The organism is Pseudarthrobacter sp. CC12 (genome assembly GCF_039907755.1).
In the GTDB taxonomy this organism is placed as follows: domain Bacteria; phylum Actinomycetota; class Actinomycetes; order Actinomycetales; family Micrococcaceae; genus Arthrobacter; species Arthrobacter niigatensis.
Genome location: NZ_JARDJH010000002.1, coordinates 135,886 through 156,378 on the forward strand (window position 1 = coordinate 135,886; position 20,493 = coordinate 156,378).

A 20,493-nucleotide genomic window follows, 5' to 3' on the forward strand; every position below is an offset into this window, starting at 1 on the left:
GGCGGCCATGGCAGATACATACACCCAACTGGTCAACAGCAGCATGGGCCGCAGCCTGGCAAAGAAACTCGGCCTTCCGCAACCTGCGGTGCTGCGCCGGTACCAGCCCGGCCAGCCATTGGTCACCGGACCGGTCGTGGTCCTGGGAAACACTCCGGGGGCGGACAAGCTCGCCGCGGAGCTGCTGTCCTGGGACCTCGACATCCGGAGGCATGCTGTACCCGCCGAAAAGCTGGGCGCCATCATCCTGGTCCTGGACGAGCTGGAGCACCCGGCGGACCTTGAAAAGCCCGTGCTGGCGGCGGCAGGCTCCCTCCGTGACCTGCGCGCCGGCGGGCGGGTCATCACGCTTTCGCGCCCGGCGTCGGAAGCGTCCGCACCCGAAGCTGCGGCAGCCCGGCAGGGGGTGGATGGCTTCCTGCGGTCCCTGGCCAAGGAACTGCGGGCCGGCGCAACCGGCAACGGCGTGGTTCTGGCCGATGGCACCACCGCCACCAGTTCCAGTGCCCTGGGCGCCCTGCGGTTCTTCCTCTCCGGCCGGTCGGCATTCGTGGACGGACAGTTCCTGACCGTCTCCTCGGAGGACGGCAGCCTGCCCGCTGATCCGGAACGGCCTTTGGCAGGCAAGGTCGCCGTCGTCACCGGAGCCGCCCGGGGCATCGGAGCCCAGATTGCCAGGACGCTGCACCGCGATGGCGCCACCCTGGTCCTGGTTGATATTCCTGCCGCAGGGGACCAACTGGCCGCGGTGGCCAACGAGGTGCGGGCCACGGCGCTCCAGCTGGACATCACCGGTGCCGACGCCGGCCAGCGGATCATCGACCACGCCGTTCAACGGCACGGGCGGCTGGACATCGTGGTGCACAACGCAGGCGTTACGCGGGACAAGCTGTTGGTCAACATGGACCAGGCCCGGTGGAACCCGGTGATCAACATCAACATCGCCGCGCAGCTCCGTATCAACGAAGCCCTGCTGGCCTCCGAACACTTCCGGCAGTCACCGCGCATTGTTTCAGTGGCCTCCACCAGCGGCATCGCCGGAAACCGGGGACAAACCAACTACGCCGCGTCCAAGGGAGGGGTCATGGGGATGATGCGGGCCACAGCCCCGCTGCTCGCGTCCCGCGGCGGCACCATCAATGCCGTGGCTCCCGGCTTCATCGAAACGGAAATGACGGCCCGCATTCCCTTCGCCGTCCGGGAGGTGGCGCGCCGGCTGAACTCGCTGCAGCAGGGCGGACTGCCGTCCGACGTCGCCGAGACCATCGCATTCCTGGCCAGCGATGCCGCGGGCGGGATCAACGGGGAGGTGCTGCGGGTATGCGGGCAAAACCTGGTGGGGGCATGACGGTCCAGCAACCGGTGGTCCTGACCGAAATGCCCTCGCTGTCCAAGCTTTATGTCAACGCCGCCGCGCAGGCCGCAAGGCGCAGGCTCCTGGGAACGCATGACTCCGTAGTCCTCCCGGCGGAGAGCCACGAAGTCAAGGGCGTCACGGTCGGGGTGGAAAACCTTACGGCCTACCAGCACCTGATCGGCGAGACGGCCAGTGACGTCCTGCCCGCCGGCTTCATCCACGCCATCGCCTTCCCTTTGGCCATGAGCGTCATGAACCGGGACGACTTCCCGTTGCCCCTGCTGGGGATGATCCACCTGCGCAACAGCGTTGAGCAAAGATCACCGCTGTTGTTCACCGACATCCTTGACATGGCCGCCCGGGTGGAAAACCTCCGCGGCCACCGTGCAGGGACACAGGTGGACGTCGTGGCGGAAGTGCGGCGCGCCGGCTCCGGCGAGGTCCATTGGCGCGGAGTTTCGACATACCTGGCCAAGGGCGTCTTCCTGCCGGGGATCGACAAACCCACAGCCATCCCTCCCAGGCCTGACTTCACGGCACCGGACCCCACGGCGCTGTGGCTGCTGGGCGTGGATACGGGCCGTGCCTATGCGGCTGTTTCGGGGGACTTCAACCCCATCCACCTCAGCGTGCTCTCGGCCAAGGCCCTCGGTATGCGGCGATCGATAGCGCACGGCATGTACCTCGCGTCCCGCGCGCTCGCAGATGTGGGGCCCGCCCGGGGTGACTCGTTCACGTGGGACGTGGAATTCGAAGCCCCGGTCTTCCTGCCATCCCGGGTGGCCCTGGAGATCGGCACCGAACAGACAGGTTCCGGGGCATGGAAACAGTCCAGCTTCGTCGCCTGGAGTCCACGCTCCGGGCGGCGCCATTTCAGCGGGACGGTTTCGGCACTGTAGGGACCAGGCCCCGCTATTTCCGGCCAGGTCCTGCCTGGTCCTCCCGCCGGATGGCCCGCAGGATCCGGTGGAGGCTGAGGAGGACCGATTCTGAGGCAGGGACCGCTCCCTGTTCTGCCGGCCTGTGGGCGGTGGCAGCCATGCAGGCTTCCACCGCCGCGCTGGCAGCGTCGTAGCGGTCCTTCCACTCCTGGACGTCACCATCGGAGTCTGTGGACACCAGTTCCCCGGTGGCGGTGATGGCGTCTGCCAGCGGTTCATTGTCATGCAGCGGAATCTCGTAGGGCACATCGTCCTCCCAGATCACATCGGACAGCACATCCGTCATGTCCTGGATGTGGAAGGTGACCCGTTCGAGGTTCCGCAGGTCCCGGTAGTCGCGGTCCATGTCCCGCGGGTGCAGCTTCCGCCGGGGATTGGCGCGCCGGCTGGCGTCCGCTTCCTTGACCAAATGACGCACTGAACGTGCCGCTTCCGCCAGTTCGTCCGACCTGCGCGACCAGTCCTCGTGCTCAGGGGGCCATTTTTCCTTCAGGGCTGCGCCCATGTCCGTCAGCTGCCGGCCAAGGGCGAGCCGCAGGTCGGCAAGGCTGGATGCGGCGGCGTTGAGGTGCAGCGGAGGAAAGATCAGGAAATTCACCGCGATCCCGACCACCACGCCCGCCGCCATTTGCACAAGGTAGCCGTAGGAGAAATCTTCGGCATTGCTGCCGCCCACCAGCAGGACCAGGAGCGCCGCCGTGGGAATCCAGTCACTGCCTGAGCCGATGCCCGGCAAGCCGCCCAGCAGGACGCCGACCCCCATGAACACGGCGACCGTCAGCGGCGAGGGTTCGCCGATGCTTACCAGGACGAAGGCAAGACCGATTCCCATCGCCAGGCCCGCCAGGGCCTGCGCCCCCTGCTTCATGGACCCGGCGACATTGCGGTACATGGCCACCAGGGCGCCCAGCGGTGCGTAGTACGCGTAGTGCGAGGCGGCGCCAGGCATGAGGGGCGCGATGGCGAATGCCAGCCCCGCGGCTATGGCAGCCTTCCCTGCCAGTTGCAGCCGCTGTGCGGCGAAGGCAGCAGAAAGCCCCGCCACTGATTGTCTAAGAAGTTGGGTCCCCCGAGCCCACCGTGCGTCCGGCCGTGCCTGAGTATTGCCCATCCGGACAACAGTAGGGCCGGGGGTGCCTCAGGACAAACCTGCTGCTGAGCGCCTTACCTCAGCGGCCAGCCTGTGGGCGCGGCCCGGGGTGCGGCCCTCTTCCGCGCGCCGGGGGATGTAGCCGAAGCCCAGCCCGTACGAGGGATCGGCGAAGCCCAGGGCAGCGTTCGCTCCCTCGTGGCCGAAGGCCCGGTGGCTCCCGAAGTTCCGCGAGGGGTGGGGTTTCATGAACACGACGGCGAAGGCATTGTCCAGGCCGGAGGACCGGTCCAGGCCCCAGACCTGTTCCCTCGTCATGGCCGTGATGGTCCCGCCGGAGAGGAACGGCCCTGCGCCTCCGACACCGGTGGTGGCCGCTGCGTACAGGCGCGCCAGCCCCTCGGCGGAGCCCACTCCAGCCGCGGCGGACATGCCCGCGGCACGCACGGAGCGGATATTGGGCAGTTCCATGATGGTACTCACCGGGGCGTTGCTGTTCAGGCCGTCGAGGCTAAGCGGATCCAGCCACGCTTCGGCCGGGTCTGCTTCATACAGCACGTCCCGGTACCTGTCCTCCTGGCAGTCCGGCAGGCCCAGAAAGAAATCCACCGCCTGCGGCTTCCGGATTCTCCGTTCGTAGATGTCCTGCAGGGCCTCGCCCGTGGTCCGCCGGCACAGCTCTTCCATCAGGATGCCAATGGTGAGGGCATGGTAGCCGAACTGGCGGCCGGGCTCCCAGGCGGGAGCCGCAGCGGCCAGCCGGGCGGCGCCCCCGGAGGTGGTGAACTCGTCCAGGGCAAAACCGCCCTCGACCCCCAACAGCCCCGCCTGGTGCGACAACGCCTCCCGGACGAGCAACCGTTCCTTGCCGTGGACCGCAAACTCCGGCCAGTAATGGGCCATGGTCCGGTCAAGGTCAAGGACACCGTCCTGGACCAGCAGGGAGATGACCAGTGCGGCGACGCCTTTGGAGCAGGAGTAGGCGCCGGTCAACGTATCAGGGGCCATATCCGGGCCGCCGGTCAGGCGGACCACCTGCACCCCGTTCCGGTAGGCGGCCAACTGCGCGCTGTAGCGGGAGTCCTCCGCGAGGAAGGACTCAAACAGCGCCAGGACACCCTCGTACCCCGGCGCCACGAAACCCAGAGAAGTCTGCATGCCTTCCAGTGTAGGAGGAAAGCGATTTCCGTTCGCGGATAGGTCAGCGGGAGGCGCCGTGTCCGGTGGCGACTTCCTCCCCGGGGCGCACAGGCCCTGGTGGGGTGCCGTCGCCAAACGGGCGTCCACCCAGCGCCTCCCGGCCGTGTTCCGTCAACCAACCGGCAAGATCCGGGCCGGCAGGAACAATCCCAGTGGGATTGATGTCCTCATGGACGATGTAGTAATGCCGCTTGATCTGCACGAAGTCGATGGTGTCCCCGAACCCCGGCGTCTGGAACAGGTCCCGCGCATACCCCCAAAGGTTGGGCATTTCGCTCAGCTTTTGCCGGTTGCATTTGAAATGTCCGTGGTAGACGGGATCGAACCTGGCCAAAGTGGTGAACAGCCTGACATCTGCCTCGGTAATGGTTTCACCCACCAGGTAGCGCTGCCGCGAGAGGCGGTCCTCGAGCCAGTCCAGCGCGGTCCACAAACGCTGGTACGCCGAGTCGTAGGCCTCCTGTGATCCGGCGAAGCCGCAGCGGTAGACGCCGTTGTTGACCTCGGTGAAGACGCGCCTGTTTACCTGGTCGATCTCTTCGCGGAGATGCGCGGGGTAGAGCTGTGGGGCGCCCGGGCGGTGGAACTCTGTCCACTCGGTCGAGAAATCAAGGGTGATCTGGGGGAAATTGTTGGTCACCACTTCACCGCTGCGCACGTCGACGATGGCGGGAACGGTGATTCCGCGGGGATAGCCGGGGAACCGCTTGAAGTAGGCGTCCTGCAGGCGCTCAATTCCCAGGACCGGATCCACTCCACCCGGGTCCAGGTCGAAGGTCCAGGAACGTGCATCGTGGGTGGGTCCAGGCTGGCCAAGGGAAATGGCCTCCTCCAGCCCCAACAGCCTGCGGACGATGACGGTGCGGTTGGCCCATGGACAGGCCCTTGCGGCAATGAGGCGGTAGCGCCCGGCTTCCACCGGCCAGCCCGGTTCACCGTTGCTGCCGGGCGTGGCATTCCTGGTGATGCGGTCCTCAATGTAGTTGGTGTCCCGGGTGAATTCCGCCCCGCCTGTCACGTAGGCTCCGCGGGTGCTGTGCGCGTCGGCGGTGTCTGCTGGTGTGCTTTCCGTTTCCTGGCTCATGACACCAGCCTATGCGCCGGCTTCACGCCCTACGCGCCCTGCCGGAGGATTTCCACGATGGGCTGCCACGCCACCAGCCAGGAACCGGCCACGAGGAGCGTGAACAGGGCAATCCAGATGCCGGACGGAACGGAGGTGGCCCGGTACAGGAGGTACGCGTCCGAGGTGTTGAGACGGTCGCGATGGCGGAGGTGTACCTGGGTGAGCTTGACCAGGTCCCGGACGGCGGCCACGAGGAGTGCCAGGCCGAGGATGACGGCGGCATGGCCGACGGCGGTGGGCGGCGCGAGGAAGGTGAGGGCACCGGTCGCGGCGATCGCGGCCCCCGTGATCGCGAAACCTGCAAGGTTGCGAAGGAAGAGGAGCGAGGCAGTCAACACCAATGCGCTGGCTGCCACGGCGGCCGGTCCCCATCCGTTGAGCCCGGACCAAACAAATGCGGCTCCCGCCAGCGCTGGTACCGGATATCCCCAAAAGCAGGACCAGGCAGCGGCCAGCCTGCTCCTGCTGTACGCAGTGGTGGTTCCGGAGTGGTCAAGGCGAAGACGGATGCCGGAGAGCCGCTGGCCTGACGTAAGGGCAGCGAATGCGTGGCCCAGTTCGTGGGTGGCGGTGGCCAGGAGGCCGAAATATCGCCAGCTGCGCCTGGGGATGGACAGCACGACGGCGGCTGCCAGCGACAGCAGCAGCTCAGCCCATGTGATGTTGGGTACGTTCGTGTGGGTGAATGCCGCGCTGAAGGTGTTCCAGAAACTGGCAGGGCTGTCCAATAGTGCCTCCTGGCTGCCGTGTCGCCGTCGTAAGTCCTGCGCCCCACGCTACGCACCCAAGCTGGACGCGGGCAGGAACCTGCCATTGCTTAAAGCCGAAAGGCACGCCTGGTGCGGCGTGCCCTTCTTGCGGGGCCGGGCGTTGCAGCCCCGGTAAAACCTTCTGACTAACCTTCGCACTCCGTGCAGTAGCTGTGTCCGTCTTTTTGCCGGGCGATCTGGGACCGGTGGCGGACCAGGAAGCAGGAGTAGCAGGTGAATTCGTCCTCAGCCTGGGGGATGACCTGGACTACGAGTTCCTCAGCGACGAATTCGCCGCCAGGAACTCCGGCGCCGTCCAGCCCGTCAGCCTCGTCCAACTCCTGCACAACGCTGCGGGCGTCCGGAGCATTCGCTGACTGGAGCTGCTCGAGTGAGTTGTCCTGCGATTCCTTGACGTCGGAACGCAGTTCATCGTAATCGGTTGCCACTTTGGGTGCTTCTCTTTTCTTAGTTGGGCTGTCGGGTATGAAACGTACAGCATGAACCCGGTATTCCCCAACAGGAAGCGTAGATCCGTTGCCGGTTGGGTACAGGTTCATAGGAGCGGCCGCGGGTACTCAAACCGGCATCCGGCTGCGTGGGCAGGGGAGGGACGGCCATGCGTTTCCCTCCCCGGGACGGAAGGGGCAGTTCTTGGAGCAACTCACTGCAGAGCTTGGCGGTGCCGGACAAATCGGTGTGGGGGTAGGCCCGGTGCTGGAGAAGTTCGACGCCGTGTCCCGGATTGCGGTCCTGCGCGGAGGCGGCCTGGGGGATCTGATGTTCGCGATTCCCGCGATGGCTGCGTTAAAGGCGGCCTACCCTGCAGCACACCTGACACTGCTGGGCACCCCAATCCATGAGGCGGTTCTCGGGGCGGTGGAAAGCCCCGTCGATGAGGTGGTTGTCCTGCCCTTTGCCGAAGGAGTCCGGCCCGGGGAGGAAGATGCCGGCGAGCTGGACCGGTTCTTTGCCGGCATGCGCGGGCGCGCCTTCGATCTGGCTGTCCAGCTCCATGGGGGCGGACGGTTCTCGAATCCCTTCCTGCTGCGGCTGGGAGCCAGCCATACTGTAGGAACGCGGACGGCCGACGCCGCCCTGCTTGAGCGCAGCGTCCCCTACCTCTACTACCAGCACGAACCCGTCCGGGCCCTGGAAGTGGCCGGTTTCGCGGGCGCGTTCCCCGTCAACCTTGAAGCCCGCCTGGCCCCCGCCGGGCAGGCATCCTTCCCGCCGCGCCCCGGCGACGGCGCCCAGCCACTCGTGGTGATCCATCCGGGCGCCACCGATCCCCGCCGTCGTTGGCCTGCCGCAAAGTTTGCTGAGCTTGCTGCCGCCTGCGCAGCCGATGGTTCGCGGGTCGTCCTTATCGGGGACGGCAGCGAACAGGGCCTGGCGGCGGAGATTGCGGACAGTGCCGCTTCAACAGCGGTCAGTTCCCTGGCCGGCGCTCTGGATATGGCAGGGCTTGTGGCGTTGCTGGCGGGCGCCGACGTCATGGTGGCAAACGACAGCGGGCCCAGGCATCTTGCACAGGCGCTGGGCGTGCCCACAGTCGGCATTTTCTGGGTGGGCAACGTGATCAATGCCGGAGCGCTGGGGCGGAGTCTCCACCGTGTCCACGCCTCATGGGTGACGGCTTGTCCAACGTGTGGTGTCGATGTCACCCAGGTCGGCTGGACCGCAGCGCGGTGTGTCCACGACGACTCACTGGTGGCCGGAGTTGCCGTCAGCGACGTCTATGGGGACGTCTGGAGCCTCACGGCCGGCAAGTCCGCAAAGCAGGATGCATGACGGGCATGGATGCGCCACACGAAGCCGTTGTTCACGAGCCGGCAGACGGAAGGCCGGAGCTCCTGGTCCTGCGCGCTTTGAAGCTCGGAGACCTGCTGGTGGCCGTGCCGGCGTTGAAAGGCCTCCGGCAGGCCTTTCCCGGGCACCGCCTCCGGTACGCCGCGCAGGGGTGGTTGTCCGAGGCCCTCGGCCTGGTGGGCGGCTATGAACTGCTGCCCACGCACGGGCTGGACGAGCCGCTGGCGCTGCCACCGGGCGTGGTGGACGTCGCCGTCAACCTTCACGGCAGCGGCCCGGAGAGCCAGGGGCGGATAGAGGCGCTGAAGGCCCGGCGGACCCTGGGACATCGAAGTGCGCACCGGAACGGGCCGCACTGGCGGCCGGAACTGCACGAACGCGAACGCTGGGTGCGCCTCCTTGAATGGCATGGGATAGACGCCGATCCGTTGGACGTGCAGTTGGACATGCCCCAGGTCCCCAGTCCGGTCCCCGGTGCCAGTGTCCTGCACGTTGGGGCAGCGTACGGCAGCAGGCTTTGGCCTGCGGAGCGGTTTGCGGCGGTGGCGACCGCACTGACGGAAGCCGGACACCAGGTAGTCTTCACCGGCGGCAGTTCCGAGAGAGACCGGGCCCAGGAAGTGTGCCGCCTCGCAGGAATCCCTGGTACCGCTGTCCTGGCCGGGGTGTTGGGCCTGGGGGAGTTCGCTGCGACCATTGCTGCTGCCCGCCTGGTGGTTTCTGCCGACACCGGCGCCGCGCACCTGGCATCAGCGTACGGCACACCGTCCGTGGTGCTCTTTGGCCCGGCCCCACCGGAGATTTGGGGTCCACCACCGGGACCCCATATCGTCCTCACCCGGGCCGAACTGCGGCGCGGGGACACTTTCGCGGCGCGGCCGGATCCAGCCCTCCTGGCTGTCCAGGCCTCCGATGTCATGGCGGCTGTCAAAGCACTGGGCTTGCTCTGAAACGCTGTGGGTTTCAGCGTCCGCCATGTGGGTCCGCAAGGGAGTGGAACCAGCCCAACGAGCCTAAAATTCTGTGTATGAGCACTGAGCTGGAAATCGCTTTGGTGTTGGGAACGGCGCTCCTCTGGATTGCCCTAACGCTGACCATCCTGTCCGCCATCGACCGGCCGGAAAGAAAGGCCCGGCGGCAGGAACGCCGCAACGTCAGGGCCGATAAGCACCGGATTGAGTACCGTCCGGCGGCAGCGGCGGCCCACAGCCCCGGACGTAACCGGCACCCACGGACCCGGCGGCTTCATCCACACTGACATCGGCGGCGCTCCGGAGGTGGAAAGGCGGGGAGCACCCGGGCCGGCCCGAACGCGGCTCCCGGCGCTCGCCGTCGTGCGCTCATGGCAGTCACGGGCAGGGCAGTGAACCACGCTGCACGCCCCGGCACTCTCTTCGCGAGGTCTTGACGGGCCTGGCCGGATCCCCGACACTTTCCCGATGGGAGTAAGCGAAGAGTTGCGGGCGCTTGGCGACGTGGTGGACAGGCTTGCCGCGAAATTTCCAGCCCTGTCCAGGGAATACATCGAAGATGTGGTGCAGCAGGAGCACAGCCTCCTGGATACGGGCAGGGTCCGCGCCTTCGTGCCGGTCCTGGTGGAGCATGCAGCCAGGGACAGGCTGGCACGGTAGGGCGTCAGGGGGCCGGTGCGACGTCGATCAGCACTTTTCCGACTGTCTCCTGTTCCACGGCGTCATGGGCTGCCGGGGTCTGGTCGAGCGGGAACCGTGTCAGGGGCAGTCCGTACTCTTCCCCCACCCGCAGCGCGCCTGCCCCCAGGGCCTCGCCGACGGCGGCAACGGCTTGACGTTTCTGCTCGTCGGTGACGGTGTAGGTGAGGATGAACTGGTAGCGGACGTTCCTCGCCATGCTTTCGCGGATTGGAACAGTGAGTGATTCTCCGGGGTTCGCCGCGTATATGGAGATCGTTCCGCCCGGTTTGATGACGTCCAGGTCCGTTGCGATGTTCGCGGGCGCATTGACGTCCACGATCATGTCGACGCCGTTTGCGGCCACCTGGTGGACGGCGCCAACGACGTCCCCGGTCCGGTAGTTGATGACGGTGCCGGCGCCGGCACGGCGGGCAAGTTCAGCCTTTTGGTCCCCGCTGACGGTGGTGATCACGGTGGCCCCGGCCCAGCGGGCGAGTTGGATGGCCGCGTGGCCTACGGCTCCGGCCCCTCCCGTGACCAGGACGGTTCGTCCTGCGAGGGCACCGGCGGAGAGCCTCGCCGGGCCGTCCTCGTTCGATGTCAGGGCCCGGTGCGCCGTCAACGCCGGGATTCCCAACGAAGCGCCGGTATCGAAGGATTCGGTATCGGGAAGGGGCACTGCTTTATTGCCTGGCACCACAACGTATTCCTGGGCTGTGCCTTCATTGCTGCCCCAGGCGACGTCCCACAGCCAGACTCGGCCGCCCACGGAAAGGCCGGTCACCCCGGGACCCAGCGCATCGATGACTCCGGCTCCGTCCTGGTTTGGAACTTTGGGGGCATCCAGCTTCTTGCTTCCGTTCCCGGACCGCGACTTCCAGTCGGTGGGGTTGACGCCGGACACCACCACCCGGACGCGGACTTCTCCGGGCCCCGGGACCGGCAGTGGCCTATCCCGTAGCTTCAGCACGGATGAGGGCCCTGTTTCTTCGTAACTGATTGCCTTCACATCTACTCCCAACCCGGTTGCCGTTGCCCTTAACGCCCCAACCTACCGAACGTGTTGGGCGCGCATGAAAAAAGCGCACCCCGTTCGCTGAGTGCGCTTTTTCCATGACTGCCTGTCAGTGTTTGAAGGCGTCCTTGACCTTTTCGCCGGCCTGCTTCAGATCACCTTTTGCCTGATCTGCCTGGCCTTCGGCCCGCAGGCTTTCATCGCCCGTGGCAGCTCCGGCTGCTTCCTTGCCCTTACCGCCGGCCTTTTCAGCGGCGTTCTCAATCTTGTCGCCCAGTCCCATGGTGTTTCCTCCTCTGGTTGGCAGCCGTTCGCATTCGGCTGTGAATATCATAAGCATGCTTAGGAACCCTTTTTCAAGTCCCCGCCTACTCGCTGTCCGCCTAGAACCTGGAGGTGCCACGAAGCGGCCGGGGCCGGCCGTCCGGATCAACGATCAGCCGGTAAATCGGATCAGCCCAGATACGGTGGATGGCCCGGACCGGTTCGGGGGAGTGGTGCCGTACCTGACCTGGCGGCCGCGGCCCTGATCGGCCGGTCCCGTGCCACTTTTCCAGGGCGCCGGCCATCCTGTTCCAAAGATCAATTTCCCCGCCGCCGGTGGTCAGCAGGGGGTCGTCCTGGTCCATGCCCAGATGTTCCGCCCAGAGCTGGAGCCGCAACTTCCGCGGGAGTGGCTGGGGCGTTCGGCCACCGGCGCTGCCATCGGCGTCAGCCGCAGCGGCGGTGTCGATCACTGCGCAGGTGAGCTCGCTGTCGGTGGTCCAGGACCGGCGGTTGAAGTTGTCAGATCCGCAGGTGAACCACGTGTCGTCGATGATGCAGATCTTCGCGTGGACGTAAATCGGTGTCCCGTCATTATTTTCCAGGTCGAATACCCCCACCCGGTCGGGTGCCGCCCGGCGAAGCATGCGGATGGCACGCTGTTGCCCCAAACGCCGGGGCGGGCCGCCAAGGAACCCGTCAGAGTCGGGATAGCGCGGCACCACGATGATGACCTGCAGCGCCTGGTTGCGCTCCAGCGCCTCTGCGATGCCCGCGGCAACCTCTGTTGACCACAGGTACTGGTCTTCGATGTAGATGAGCGAACGCGCCTGGGCGAAAGCTTTTGCGTAGGCCCGCGCGATGCTCCGCTCTCCGTGAGGCGCGAACGGGAAAGGTGGGTGCTTCACGCCGTAGGTGCGGAGCAGCTGCACGGCGTGCGTTCCGGCATCCGGCGGGGGCGGAGCGGCTTCCGGCAATGGTTTGGGGTGCCTTGGCATGCGGGCCAGGCGCTGCAGCAGCATCCGGTAAGGGGTGCGGCGGTCCAACGGGTGGGGATCGTTCCAGCGTTCCGCAAAAATAGCCAGCACATCGGCAACCACCGGCCCCCGAAGCTCGAGAGCGGCGTCGTGCCACGGGGGCCTCGGCCCGTAGCGGGAGTCCATCTTCACCGCCTGTGGGTCTCCCAGGTGGGCGGCGTTGTCCCGGCGGCTGTGTGACAGGTCGATCCCGCCCACGAAGGCGACGTCGCGGGAAGGATCGTCACGACGACGGATGACCACCAGTTTCTGGTGGTGCGACCCGAAGACGCGGACCCGCTGGTCCAGCAGCGCCTCCCCGCCGGCGTTATTGATCTGGCGGCTGAGGAGTTCGTTGGACCGGCCGCTGATGGGGGCCGATATCCGCTCGCCGTGGGATCTCCAGACGAGGCCCCTGACTTCCACGCCGGACCGGGCCAGTCCCGCGAGCAGCCCGCCGATCGTGGTGCCGCCCGGCTCCAACTGCTCATCGCTGTCGCCGCGCCAGTCGGTGAACCAAACCCGGTCTCCAGCCTTCAGGTCCGAGAGCTCCGCATACAGCCTGGCAAAGTAGGCTTCCCCGTGCACCAGGGGCTCCACCAGGTTGCCTTCCGACCAGGACGCCGAGCCTGAGCCGCCCGCGTGGATCCCCGAAGCAGGGTTTCCCCGCTCGGCGCCGCTCAGGAACCACTTGCCAACGGTGCTGTCCACTCGGTGCTCCTTTCGGGGCCCGGGGACCCAGGCCGCTGCGGCTTCCAAACTAGCCTACGGCCGCTCCGGGGTGTCTTTCCCGCGGGGCGGAACCAGCCGGGGACACCGGATTACTCGGGCCGCACGCGGGAATAGGCTTGTCCCGGAACGCTTTCCACCAGAGAAGAACGAGGCACGCCATGTCGTTGAAGGAACAGTTGAAAGGCGACGTCGTCGTCCACATGAAGGCGGGCAACCGGGTTGCCCTTACGACCGTGCGCAATGTCCTCGGAGAGATCGAAACGCGGGAGAAGTCGGGCAAGACCCCGGTGGAACTCGACGATCTCCAGGTCACCGCGCTGCTGCAGAAGGAGGCCGCCAAGCGCCGGGACACGGCCGCCACCTACTCGGCGGCGGGTCATGACGACCGCGCCCAGGCGGAGATCGCCGAAGCAGAGGTCATTGAGACGTACCTTCCGAAAGCCTTGACCCGGGCGGAAGCCGAAGCGATCGTGGATGGGGTCATTGCGGAACTGGGGGCGGACGGTACTGTGCTGACCATGCGCTCCATGGGTGCCGTCATGAAATCCGTGACGCCCAAAATCGGCGGCCGGTTCGACGGCAAGGCCGTCAGCGAGATTGTGAAGGCACGCCTGGCCTGAGTACGCCCGGGAATGCCGTATCAGCTGCCATTGGGCAGCTGAGCAACGATTTGGCGGCAAAAGTCCATAACCTGGGGTCCTGACCTGCGACGCTGAACATACTTGGATGCTTCTATATTCGTCAAGCAGCGGCTGGATTCCATCCGAGGAGTCCCAACGCGCAGGGGAAGGACCGGAACGTGCGCCCAGCACCCCGTGCATCCTGTGGAGCTAGGCTTGGGCTTCGAGCAGTCAAAGGAACTGCGGCCAAACAATAGGGGGACGGGCTTGGGAAGCGGGCAGCATGAAGGCATTGGTTTCCGTGAGGTGAGCAATGGGGACGGTACGGTACCGGCGACCATGACCGCGGCAGCGGCCGAAGAGATCGGGCCTTCGCCCCGGACAAAAAATCCTTTCATCATCATCCTGTGGGCGTTGTCAGGAGTATTGATCCTGGGCGGATTGTTGGCACTTCTGAATGGCTCTTTGGAGGTGAGCATGACCCAGCGGGTCAGTATGGCCGACATCCTCTTCACCTTCGCACCGCAAAGTGTCTTCATCGGCGTCACTACCGTTATCGCACTCATGTTCTGGCACGCTTGGCGGTGGCAACGAGGACAAGGTTAGTGGGGCCTGGCCTCTAGATATCGGCAGGTGATCAAGCAGCCCTGCGCGGGGGAAACCAGGCTCGCATTCCAAAGTATTCAGATCGAACACGGCGAGGGCAGACCGACCACGAGGCGAAGTTCCTTGCTCAATAACAATCCCGAAATGCCAAGAAAAGGGACGAAATCCCTCTTGACTTAAGGTGTTCTACCGATAGGCTTTTATCACTTCGCAGGACAAACCCTTCAAAGGGCTCCGATATAGGTCTCATTTTTTGACGGAGAAGTCTTACGGACAAAAACTCATTGCCATATCGGTGAACAACCCTGGGGGGAATCATGAGAAATGCAATCACGCGCGCCGCTGCCATAGTCACGATTATAGGAGGGTCCGCGTTCTCCGGTATGGCAGTCGCCAGCGCCGCTTCGCCTTCCCCTGATGTGGTAGGGGTTCTCCAAACCGAAAGATTCAGGGCCGAGCGCAATTGTCAGGATCGGTACCAGCAGTTGCTCAACAATTACGCGGTGATCGTCACGCCCTGTACCCATGTGGGCGGTGCCTTCGGAGAGTATTACCTGCAGTTCCGGATGACGTAGCCCGAGGAGGATCCATGGTTGGGGGCCGCCTGCCGCGTGGCTCCCAACTTGGCTTCTGTCAGCCCTTTCCGCGGCTAGGGGAGTGGAGAACTTGGGCCAGTCCGATGTGCGACAAACCCGCGGACAGTCCCAGGTAAACCTAGATTTCTCGTCCATTGGGGGCTAAGATCTATTTACTAAATAGGGGGAGAAATGCTAAGTCGAATTAACCTTTTGCCTGTTTGGGCGAAGATTCTATGTCTTTCCTGCCTTGCATGTGGCGTCATCTTTATTATAGTCACATTGGTGGCGCTTGGTCGCGGTTCGGAGGTTACTGAATTACTTTTTAATCTACTGCTGATCGCCGCTTTCGTTGGGCTTGCAGCTGCGGTCGCTTCGAAGGCTAAGCCGCCGGCTTCAAGTCGAGACGGACACAACTCAGGAAAGCGGCGAGGACCCCTTTTCTTTTAGACCTTTAGCAGATCTAAGAGACTCCCTGCCGCGGGCATCCCGCTGCAGGTAAGGATTCCTGTGCGGCATTTAGGGTTCGATAGATTTGCCGCGTTATGTAGCGCTTGAGGCTTCGGATGATTTCCTTCTTAGTTCTGCCTTGGCTTGTTCGCTTCGTCACGTAACCTCTGGTGGCAGGGTCCCGGTTCATTCTGATGAGGGCGATAGTGTAGATCGCTTTGTTGAGTTGGCGGTCGCCGCTGCGGTTTAGTCGGAATCGTGTGGTGCCGCCTGATGAGGCCGGGACCGGGCAGGTGCCGGCAAGAGCTGCGAATGCGGCTTCGGAGCGCACTCTTCCGGTGTGTGACCAGGCTGTGAGGATGATTGCGGCCAGGACCGGACCAACGCCGTAGACATCGAGGAGACACGGCTGGACTTGCTTCACAAGGATCTCAAGTTCTGCGTGATTCCTGGTCATTTGCTCCTGCAGTGTGAGGATCTGCTTTGCGAGGCGTATTGCTTCGCGGCGGCAGGTTTGGACTCCGAATTCTTCGTCTCTTTCCCGCCATCCTGCGATGGTACGGGTCTGGGTGACGGTCAATGGTTTCCGGGCGTCCATGCCGAGGTCTACGACGCGTAGGAGAGCCGTGAGTGCGTTGATGGCTGCGGTGCGTTCTCGTGCCATGGTGCGGCGTGCGTTGGAGAGGATCCGTAGTGCCATGTGGTTCTGCCCGGACCGGGGTTCTCGGAGGCGGTCCATAGGTATGCTCAGCGTCCCTCGTGCTGCCCGCGCTGCGTCGATGGAATCGGATTTTCCCTGATATCTCCCGAGCCGTTGGTTCGGGACGGGCGCTTCGGTGACTTGAAATCCGGCGTCTGTGGCCTGCTGCCGGAGTTTGGCACCGTACGAACCCGTTCCCTCCATAGAGAGTAGAACCTGTCCAGGAGAAGCTTCGGTGCGGCGCAGGACCCAGGACAGTGCGCGACTGCCTGCGGCTGCGGTGGCCGGGAATGTTTCGTTCGCGACTTCTCCACCGCTGCCGGTTTCGATGATGGCGAATGTATGCGTTTTGGCGTGGGTATCGATGCCGACGACGAAACCGAAGTGCTCTGCCACAATCATCTTTTCCTCCTGAGTTCCGAGAATGGAAACGCGTCGGTGGGTTACGGCGTGGCAGGTCTGTAATGGGCCACACCCGCTGCACGGGTGGGCATGCTTCTAATCAGGCCAGCGCTGTAGACACAACCGATGCTGGGCCCGGCCAGGGCGGACATATCCAAGAAAGCGCACTCCGAAATACTGAGCTCGGAGGCAAACCCATGGGTGAGTCACACCCCAGCCCGGCCACAGCACCAGCCTGCCAGCCGCTCACTGAGCAACCGGGTAAAGACTTACAGCCCATGGGGTTCCAGGCTTTTTGGGCAAGGCCGCCGGGGAAGAGAGTTGTCACGGCGGCCACAGGCTGCGTCTTGTTCGCAGGCTGTTTGTCCGCCTGCGCCGGGTCATGGCAAGGAGAGCCGCCCTGCTTTCCTCCCGCCTATGAGGTGAGCCCCGGCGTTGCGGGCCCCGGAGACCCAGTCACCGTCCGCGCAGCCGACGCCGGCTGCAATCCCCGGTACGGAAACAACGCCCGGATTCATATCACCGTCACGGACGCCGCCGGGCAAAACGTCCTGAGTACGACGTCGCCGATGAATGACGCCGGCGGATTCGTCTTCCAGTTTGAAGTCCCTCCGCACGCGGCGCCGGGCGTTGCCACTGTGGAGGCCTACCCGTTCGGCGTGGATTGGTGCGATGACACCGGAACGAATAACCGGGTGCCGCATGCTCAAGGTTTTAGCAGGACCTCGTGCGCGGCTCCCGCGAAACCATTGACAATCGCATCCTGAGCCCCCACCGAATGCCAGGCTCCATAACGGAGGCATTGATCGGATACGCGAAAAACCCCGGAACATCGATAATGTTCCGGGGTTTTCCCTTTTTGTGCGCGGAGGGGGACTTGAACCCCCACCCCCTTTCGAGGACTAGCACCTCAAGCTAGCGCGTCTGCCATTCCGCCACCCGCGCAGGTGGTATTTCGGAAAGCGGTTCCGCCTTTCAGCGTTTCGCGCCTCTCCGAAGCAGCGAGAAAAACTCTAACACGAACTTTCCGGGAACAACGAATCGGGCCAAGTAGGTAGGCTGAAGGCAGCGATTCAGCTCGTGCCACCCAGTCATTCCCTACCAAGGAGCCACCAATGCCTGACGTCCTGCCCGAGGATGAAGTTGTCCGGATCTGCCAGGAACTCATCCGGATCGACACCTCCAACTACGGCGACGGGTCGGGCCCTGGGGAGCGGGCGGCGGCCGAGTACGCGGCGGGGCTTATCGAGGAAGTGGGCCTGGATGCGGAGATCTTCGAGTCTGCCCCGGGCCGGGCGAACGTTGTCACCAGGATGGCAGGGGAGGACCCCTCGGCCAGTGCGCTGGTGGTACACGGACACCTGGACGTCGTTCCCGCACTCCGGGACCAGTGGTCCGTTGACCCGTTCGGTGCGGAACTGAAGGACGGCCTCATCTGGGGACGCGGCGCCGTCGACATGAAGGACATGGACGCCATGATCCTGTCAGTCCTGCGGGGATTTGCCAGGGAGGGCAGGAAGCCCAAGCGTGACATCATCTTCGCGTTCTTCGCGGATGAGGAAGCCGGCGGGGTTTACGGCGCCCGCTACGCTGTGGACAACCGGCCCGAATTGTTCGAGGGCGCCACGGGGGCCATCTCGGAGGTGGGCGGCTTCTCAGCCACCATCGGCGGGCAGCGCACCTACCTGTTGCAGACCGCGGAGAAAGGCATCTCCTGGCTCCGCCTCGTGGCGCACGGAAGGGCCGGCCACGGCTCGCAGATCAACACGGACAACGCGATCACCCGGCTTGCCGCCGCTGTGACCAGGATCGGCGAGTACAAGTGGCCCATCGAGCTCACCCCCACCACCAGGCAGTTCCTTGACGGGGTGACGGAACTCACCGGCGTGGAATTCGACGCCGACAATCCGGACCTCCTGCTCGACCAGCTCGGCACGGTGGCGAGATTCGTCGGGGCCACCCTGCAGAACACGACGAACCCCACCCTCCTCAAGGGTGGCTACAAGCACAACGTCATCCCCGAGTCCGCCGAAGCCCTGGTGGACTGCCGCACCCTCCCGGGCCAGGAACAGCAGGTCCTGGAGATCGTGCGCGAACTCGCCGGCAACGGCGTGGACGTCAGCTACGTCCACAACGACGTTTCGCTTGAGGTCCCCTTCGCCGGCAACCTGGTGGACTCCATGATCGACGCGCTCCACAAGGAGGATCCCGGCGCCAAGGTGCTGCCCTACACGCTTTCCGGTGGCACCGACAACAAATCACTCAGCCGCCTGGGCATCACCGGTTACGGTTTCGCGCCCCTCATGCTGCCTGACGAGCTGGACTTCACCGGCATGTTCCACGGGGTGGACGAGCGGGTTCCCGCGGATTCCCTCAAGTTCGGTGCCCGGGTGCTGGACACGCTGCTCACCAACTACTGAGAGGAACCGGCCATGACTCCAGAGGACCTGCTGCCGGATGACCTCCTGGAGCGCATCCGCAGCCGTGCCGCCGGCTATGACCGCGACAACGCCTTCTTCCATGAGGACCTGCAGGAGTTGGCAAAGGCCGGGTACTTGAAGCTGTTCGTACCAGCGTCCGACGGCGGCAAGGGGCTGGGGCTCGAAGCGGCGGCGCAGTGCCAGCGCAGGCTGGCAACGGCTGCACCGGCCACCGCGCTGGCCGTCAACATGCACCTGGTCTGGACCGGCGTCGCCCACGTCCTGGCGGCCCGGGGCGACCACTCACTTGCCTTCGTCCTCGAGGAAGCCGCGCAGGGAGAGGTATTCGCTTTCGGCAATTCGGAGGCCGGCAACGACTCGGTCCTGTTCGACTCCCGGACCACGGCGGTGCCGGACGAAGACGGGGGCTACACCTTCACGGGAACCAAGATCTTCACCAGCCTCTCGCCGGCCTGGACCCGCCTGGGCATCTTCGGCAAGGACCCGGACGCGCGGGACGGTGCCGGTGAACTGGTCCACGGGTTCATCACCAGGGAAACTCCCGGCTACCGGATCCTGGACGACTGGGACACCCTGGGCATGCGGGCCAGCCAGTCCGCCACCACGGTCCTGGAAGGCGTAAGAGCTCCAGCCGGCCGCATCTTCCGCAAGCTGCCCGTCGGCCCCAACGCCGACCCGCTGATCTTTGCCATCTTCGCCTGCTTCGAAAGCCTCCTTGCCGCCGTCTATACAGGCCTGGGTGAACGCGCCCTGGCAGTCGGCGTGGAGACCGTGAAGCGGCGCGCCTCCTTGAAGAACGGCGGCCGCAGCTACGCGCAGGACCCTGACATCCGCTGGAAGGTGGCAGAGGCTGCCATGGCCCTGGACGGCCTGTACCCCCAGCTCAAGACCGTCACCGCCGACGTCGACGCCCTGGCTGACCATGGCGCCCAGTGGTTCCCCAAGCTGGTGGGGCTGAAGGTGAACGCCACCGAGACGGCGCGGCGCGTAGTTGACCTCGCCATCCGCGTCAGCGGGGGATCGAGCTACTTCAGGGGCTCCGAACTGGAGCGGCTTTACCGGGACGTGCTGGCCGGGATGTTCCACCCCTCGGACGACGAGTCTGCCCATAACACCGTGGCCAACGCGTGGCTGGGGCCGGTCGAAGACTGAACGGTCCCCTGGACCGCGAGTCGCTAAACGGTCCTGGGGACCTGCATCACCCGGCGCCGCAGCCAGAACCGCCGGCCGCCGCCCACGTAGAGCTTGCTGCGTTCCAGTTCCCACTTGCCGTATTCGGAGTGTTCAACGAGCCGGCGCCGCGCCTCCGGCAAGGAATCATCAGGGCCCACGGTCAGCACGAGGTACTCGTACTGCCGCAAATAATCCCGCTCCCGCTGGACCGAGCTGGTGAGAAATTGTTCCTTCATTTGCTCTCCATTTTCGTCCTTTTCCGGCTAACGTGAAGTCATGAGCATCGATCCGCGTGTCGCGCTTTCGTCCCTGACCACCGCTTTGGAAGAACACCTTATAGCAGCATCGAACCGCCGCGGGGACGGTGATCCCTCCGTTGAGGCAGCGTTTTTCGCAGTTGCCGATGCTTTCGAAGTTTACGAGGACGCCCTTTACGAGGCCTACAACGAAGTAACGCCCCTGCAGGTCTTCGACGACGAGGATGACGAGGACGAAGAAGCCGACGTGGACGAGGATGAGGACCTGGAAATCGTCGAGGAATAGCAGCGCCCCCGGATCAGGGAAATCCGGGA

Annotated in this window: 21 protein-coding genes and 1 tRNA gene; 11 read left to right on the forward strand and 11 right to left on the reverse strand. The window is 64.8% G+C overall.

Features of this window, described 5'->3' with window-relative positions:
- The first annotated feature begins 7 nt into the window (after positions 1–7).
- A complete protein-coding gene (locus PV772_RS02215; RefSeq protein ID WP_347885235.1) occupies positions 8–1,348 on the forward strand; it encodes a 3-oxoacyl-ACP reductase in 1,341 nt (446 codons plus the stop codon).
- Positions 1,345–2,256 carry a MaoC/PaaZ C-terminal domain-containing protein gene (locus PV772_RS02220; RefSeq protein ID WP_347885236.1) on the forward strand — a complete coding sequence of 304 codons (912 nt, stop codon included), beginning with the start codon at positions 1,345–1,347 and terminating at the stop codon, positions 2,254–2,256. Before PV772_RS02215 ends, PV772_RS02220 begins: the two co-directional genes overlap by 4 nt.
- Before the next feature lie 13 nt (positions 2,257–2,269).
- On the opposite strand, the gene PV772_RS02225 is transcribed toward PV772_RS02220, so the two are convergent.
- From PV772_RS02225 to PV772_RS02245, 5 genes are all read right to left on the reverse strand, one after another.
- The gene (locus tag PV772_RS02225; protein WP_141160451.1) at positions 2,270–3,343 is read right to left on the reverse strand and encodes an FUSC family protein; all 1,074 of its coding nucleotides are present in this window, start codon (positions 3,341–3,343) and stop codon (positions 2,270–2,272) included.
- Positions 3,344–3,436: 93 nt separating this feature from the next.
- A complete protein-coding gene (locus PV772_RS02230; RefSeq protein WP_347885237.1) occupies positions 3,437–4,546 on the reverse strand; it encodes a serine hydrolase domain-containing protein in 1,110 nt (369 codons plus the stop codon).
- Positions 4,547–4,589: 43 nt separating this feature from the next.
- Entirely contained in the window at positions 4,590–5,672 is a 1,083-nt protein-coding gene (locus tag PV772_RS02235; protein WP_141160449.1) for a glutathione S-transferase C-terminal domain-containing protein, read from the reverse strand.
- A 29-nt stretch (positions 5,673–5,701) separates the two neighbouring features.
- Positions 5,702–6,442: a M50 family metallopeptidase gene (locus tag PV772_RS02240; protein WP_347885238.1), complete on the reverse strand. Its 741-nt coding sequence runs from the start codon at positions 6,440–6,442 to the stop codon at positions 5,702–5,704.
- 167 nt (positions 6,443–6,609) lie between these two features.
- Entirely contained in the window at positions 6,610–6,912 is a 303-nt protein-coding gene (locus PV772_RS02245) for a DUF4193 domain-containing protein (RefSeq protein WP_018761323.1), read from the reverse strand.
- A 205-nt stretch (positions 6,913–7,117) separates the two neighbouring features.
- Here PV772_RS02245 and PV772_RS02250 point away from each other — a divergent pair, with 205 nt between their 5' ends.
- The 4 genes from PV772_RS02250 (at position 7,118) to PV772_RS02265 (ending at position 9,906) form a co-directional block, all read left to right on the forward strand.
- The gene (locus PV772_RS02250; protein ID WP_347885239.1) at positions 7,118–8,257 is read left to right on the forward strand and encodes a glycosyltransferase family 9 protein; all 1,140 of its coding nucleotides are present in this window, start codon (positions 7,118–7,120) and stop codon (positions 8,255–8,257) included.
- A gap of 5 nt (positions 8,258–8,262) precedes the next feature.
- Positions 8,263–9,225: a glycosyltransferase family 9 protein gene (locus tag PV772_RS02255; protein WP_347885240.1), complete on the forward strand. Its 963-nt coding sequence runs from the start codon at positions 8,263–8,265 to the stop codon at positions 9,223–9,225.
- 77 nt (positions 9,226–9,302) lie between these two features.
- A complete protein-coding gene (locus tag PV772_RS02260) occupies positions 9,303–9,533 on the forward strand; it encodes a hypothetical protein (RefSeq protein WP_307356558.1) in 231 nt (76 codons plus the stop codon).
- 181 nt (positions 9,534–9,714) lie between these two features.
- On the forward strand, positions 9,715–9,906 hold the full coding sequence (locus PV772_RS02265; protein WP_141160444.1) for a hypothetical protein: 192 nt from the start codon (positions 9,715–9,717) through the stop codon (positions 9,904–9,906).
- Positions 9,907–9,910: 4 nt separating this feature from the next.
- Here PV772_RS02265 and PV772_RS02270 read toward each other — a convergent pair whose 3' ends face one another.
- The 3 genes from PV772_RS02270 to PV772_RS02280 all read right to left on the reverse strand — a co-directional run bounded on the left by PV772_RS02270 (position 9,911) and on the right by PV772_RS02280 (position 12,933).
- Positions 9,911–10,936 carry an NADPH:quinone reductase gene (locus PV772_RS02270; protein WP_347885241.1) on the reverse strand — a complete coding sequence of 342 codons (1,026 nt, stop codon included), beginning with the start codon at positions 10,934–10,936 and terminating at the stop codon, positions 9,911–9,913.
- Between the two features lie 115 nt (positions 10,937–11,051).
- A complete protein-coding gene (locus PV772_RS02275) occupies positions 11,052–11,225 on the reverse strand; it encodes a CsbD family protein (RefSeq protein ID WP_141160443.1) in 174 nt (57 codons plus the stop codon).
- Between the two features lie 100 nt (positions 11,226–11,325).
- Entirely contained in the window at positions 11,326–12,933 is a 1,608-nt protein-coding gene (locus PV772_RS02280) for a phospholipase D-like domain-containing protein (protein ID WP_347885242.1), read from the reverse strand.
- A gap of 179 nt (positions 12,934–13,112) precedes the next feature.
- Here PV772_RS02280 and PV772_RS02285 point away from each other — a divergent pair, with 179 nt between their 5' ends.
- Positions 13,113–13,574: a GatB/YqeY domain-containing protein gene (locus tag PV772_RS02285; protein ID WP_347885243.1), complete on the forward strand. Its 462-nt coding sequence runs from the start codon at positions 13,113–13,115 to the stop codon at positions 13,572–13,574.
- A 216-nt stretch (positions 13,575–13,790) separates the two neighbouring features.
- Entirely contained in the window at positions 13,791–14,180 is a 390-nt protein-coding gene (locus tag PV772_RS02290) for a hypothetical protein (RefSeq protein WP_141160440.1), read from the forward strand.
- 1,038 nt (positions 14,181–15,218) lie between these two features.
- On the opposite strand, the gene PV772_RS02295 is transcribed toward PV772_RS02290, so the two are convergent.
- Both PV772_RS02295 and PV772_RS02300 read right to left on the reverse strand, forming a co-directional pair.
- Positions 15,219–16,307 carry an IS110 family transposase gene (locus tag PV772_RS02295; protein ID WP_141160439.1) on the reverse strand — a complete coding sequence of 363 codons (1,089 nt, stop codon included), beginning with the start codon at positions 16,305–16,307 and terminating at the stop codon, positions 15,219–15,221.
- A gap of 862 nt (positions 16,308–17,169) precedes the next feature.
- Positions 17,170–17,252, reverse strand: a tRNA-Leu gene (locus PV772_RS02300).
- A 170-nt stretch (positions 17,253–17,422) separates the two neighbouring features.
- On the opposite strand from PV772_RS02300, the gene PV772_RS02305 reads away from it, so the two are divergent.
- Both PV772_RS02305 and PV772_RS02310 read left to right on the forward strand, forming a co-directional pair.
- Complete coding sequence (locus tag PV772_RS02305; protein WP_347885244.1) at positions 17,423–18,727, forward strand: M20/M25/M40 family metallo-hydrolase; 1,305 nt, start codon at positions 17,423–17,425, stop codon at positions 18,725–18,727.
- Between the two features lie 12 nt (positions 18,728–18,739).
- Positions 18,740–19,900, forward strand: a complete 1,161-nt coding sequence (locus PV772_RS02310) for an acyl-CoA dehydrogenase family protein (protein ID WP_307356544.1) — start codon at positions 18,740–18,742, stop codon at positions 19,898–19,900.
- Positions 19,901–19,923: 23 nt separating this feature from the next.
- Here the strand turns inward: PV772_RS02310 and PV772_RS02315 are convergent, their stop codons facing one another.
- Positions 19,924–20,157 carry a DUF5703 family protein gene (locus PV772_RS02315; protein ID WP_347885245.1) on the reverse strand — a complete coding sequence of 78 codons (234 nt, stop codon included), beginning with the start codon at positions 20,155–20,157 and terminating at the stop codon, positions 19,924–19,926.
- Positions 20,158–20,197: 40 nt separating this feature from the next.
- On the opposite strand from PV772_RS02315, the gene PV772_RS02320 reads away from it, so the two are divergent.
- Positions 20,198–20,464 carry a hypothetical protein gene (locus PV772_RS02320; protein ID WP_141160435.1) on the forward strand — a complete coding sequence of 89 codons (267 nt, stop codon included), beginning with the start codon at positions 20,198–20,200 and terminating at the stop codon, positions 20,462–20,464.
- Positions 20,465–20,493: the final 29 nt, after the last annotated feature.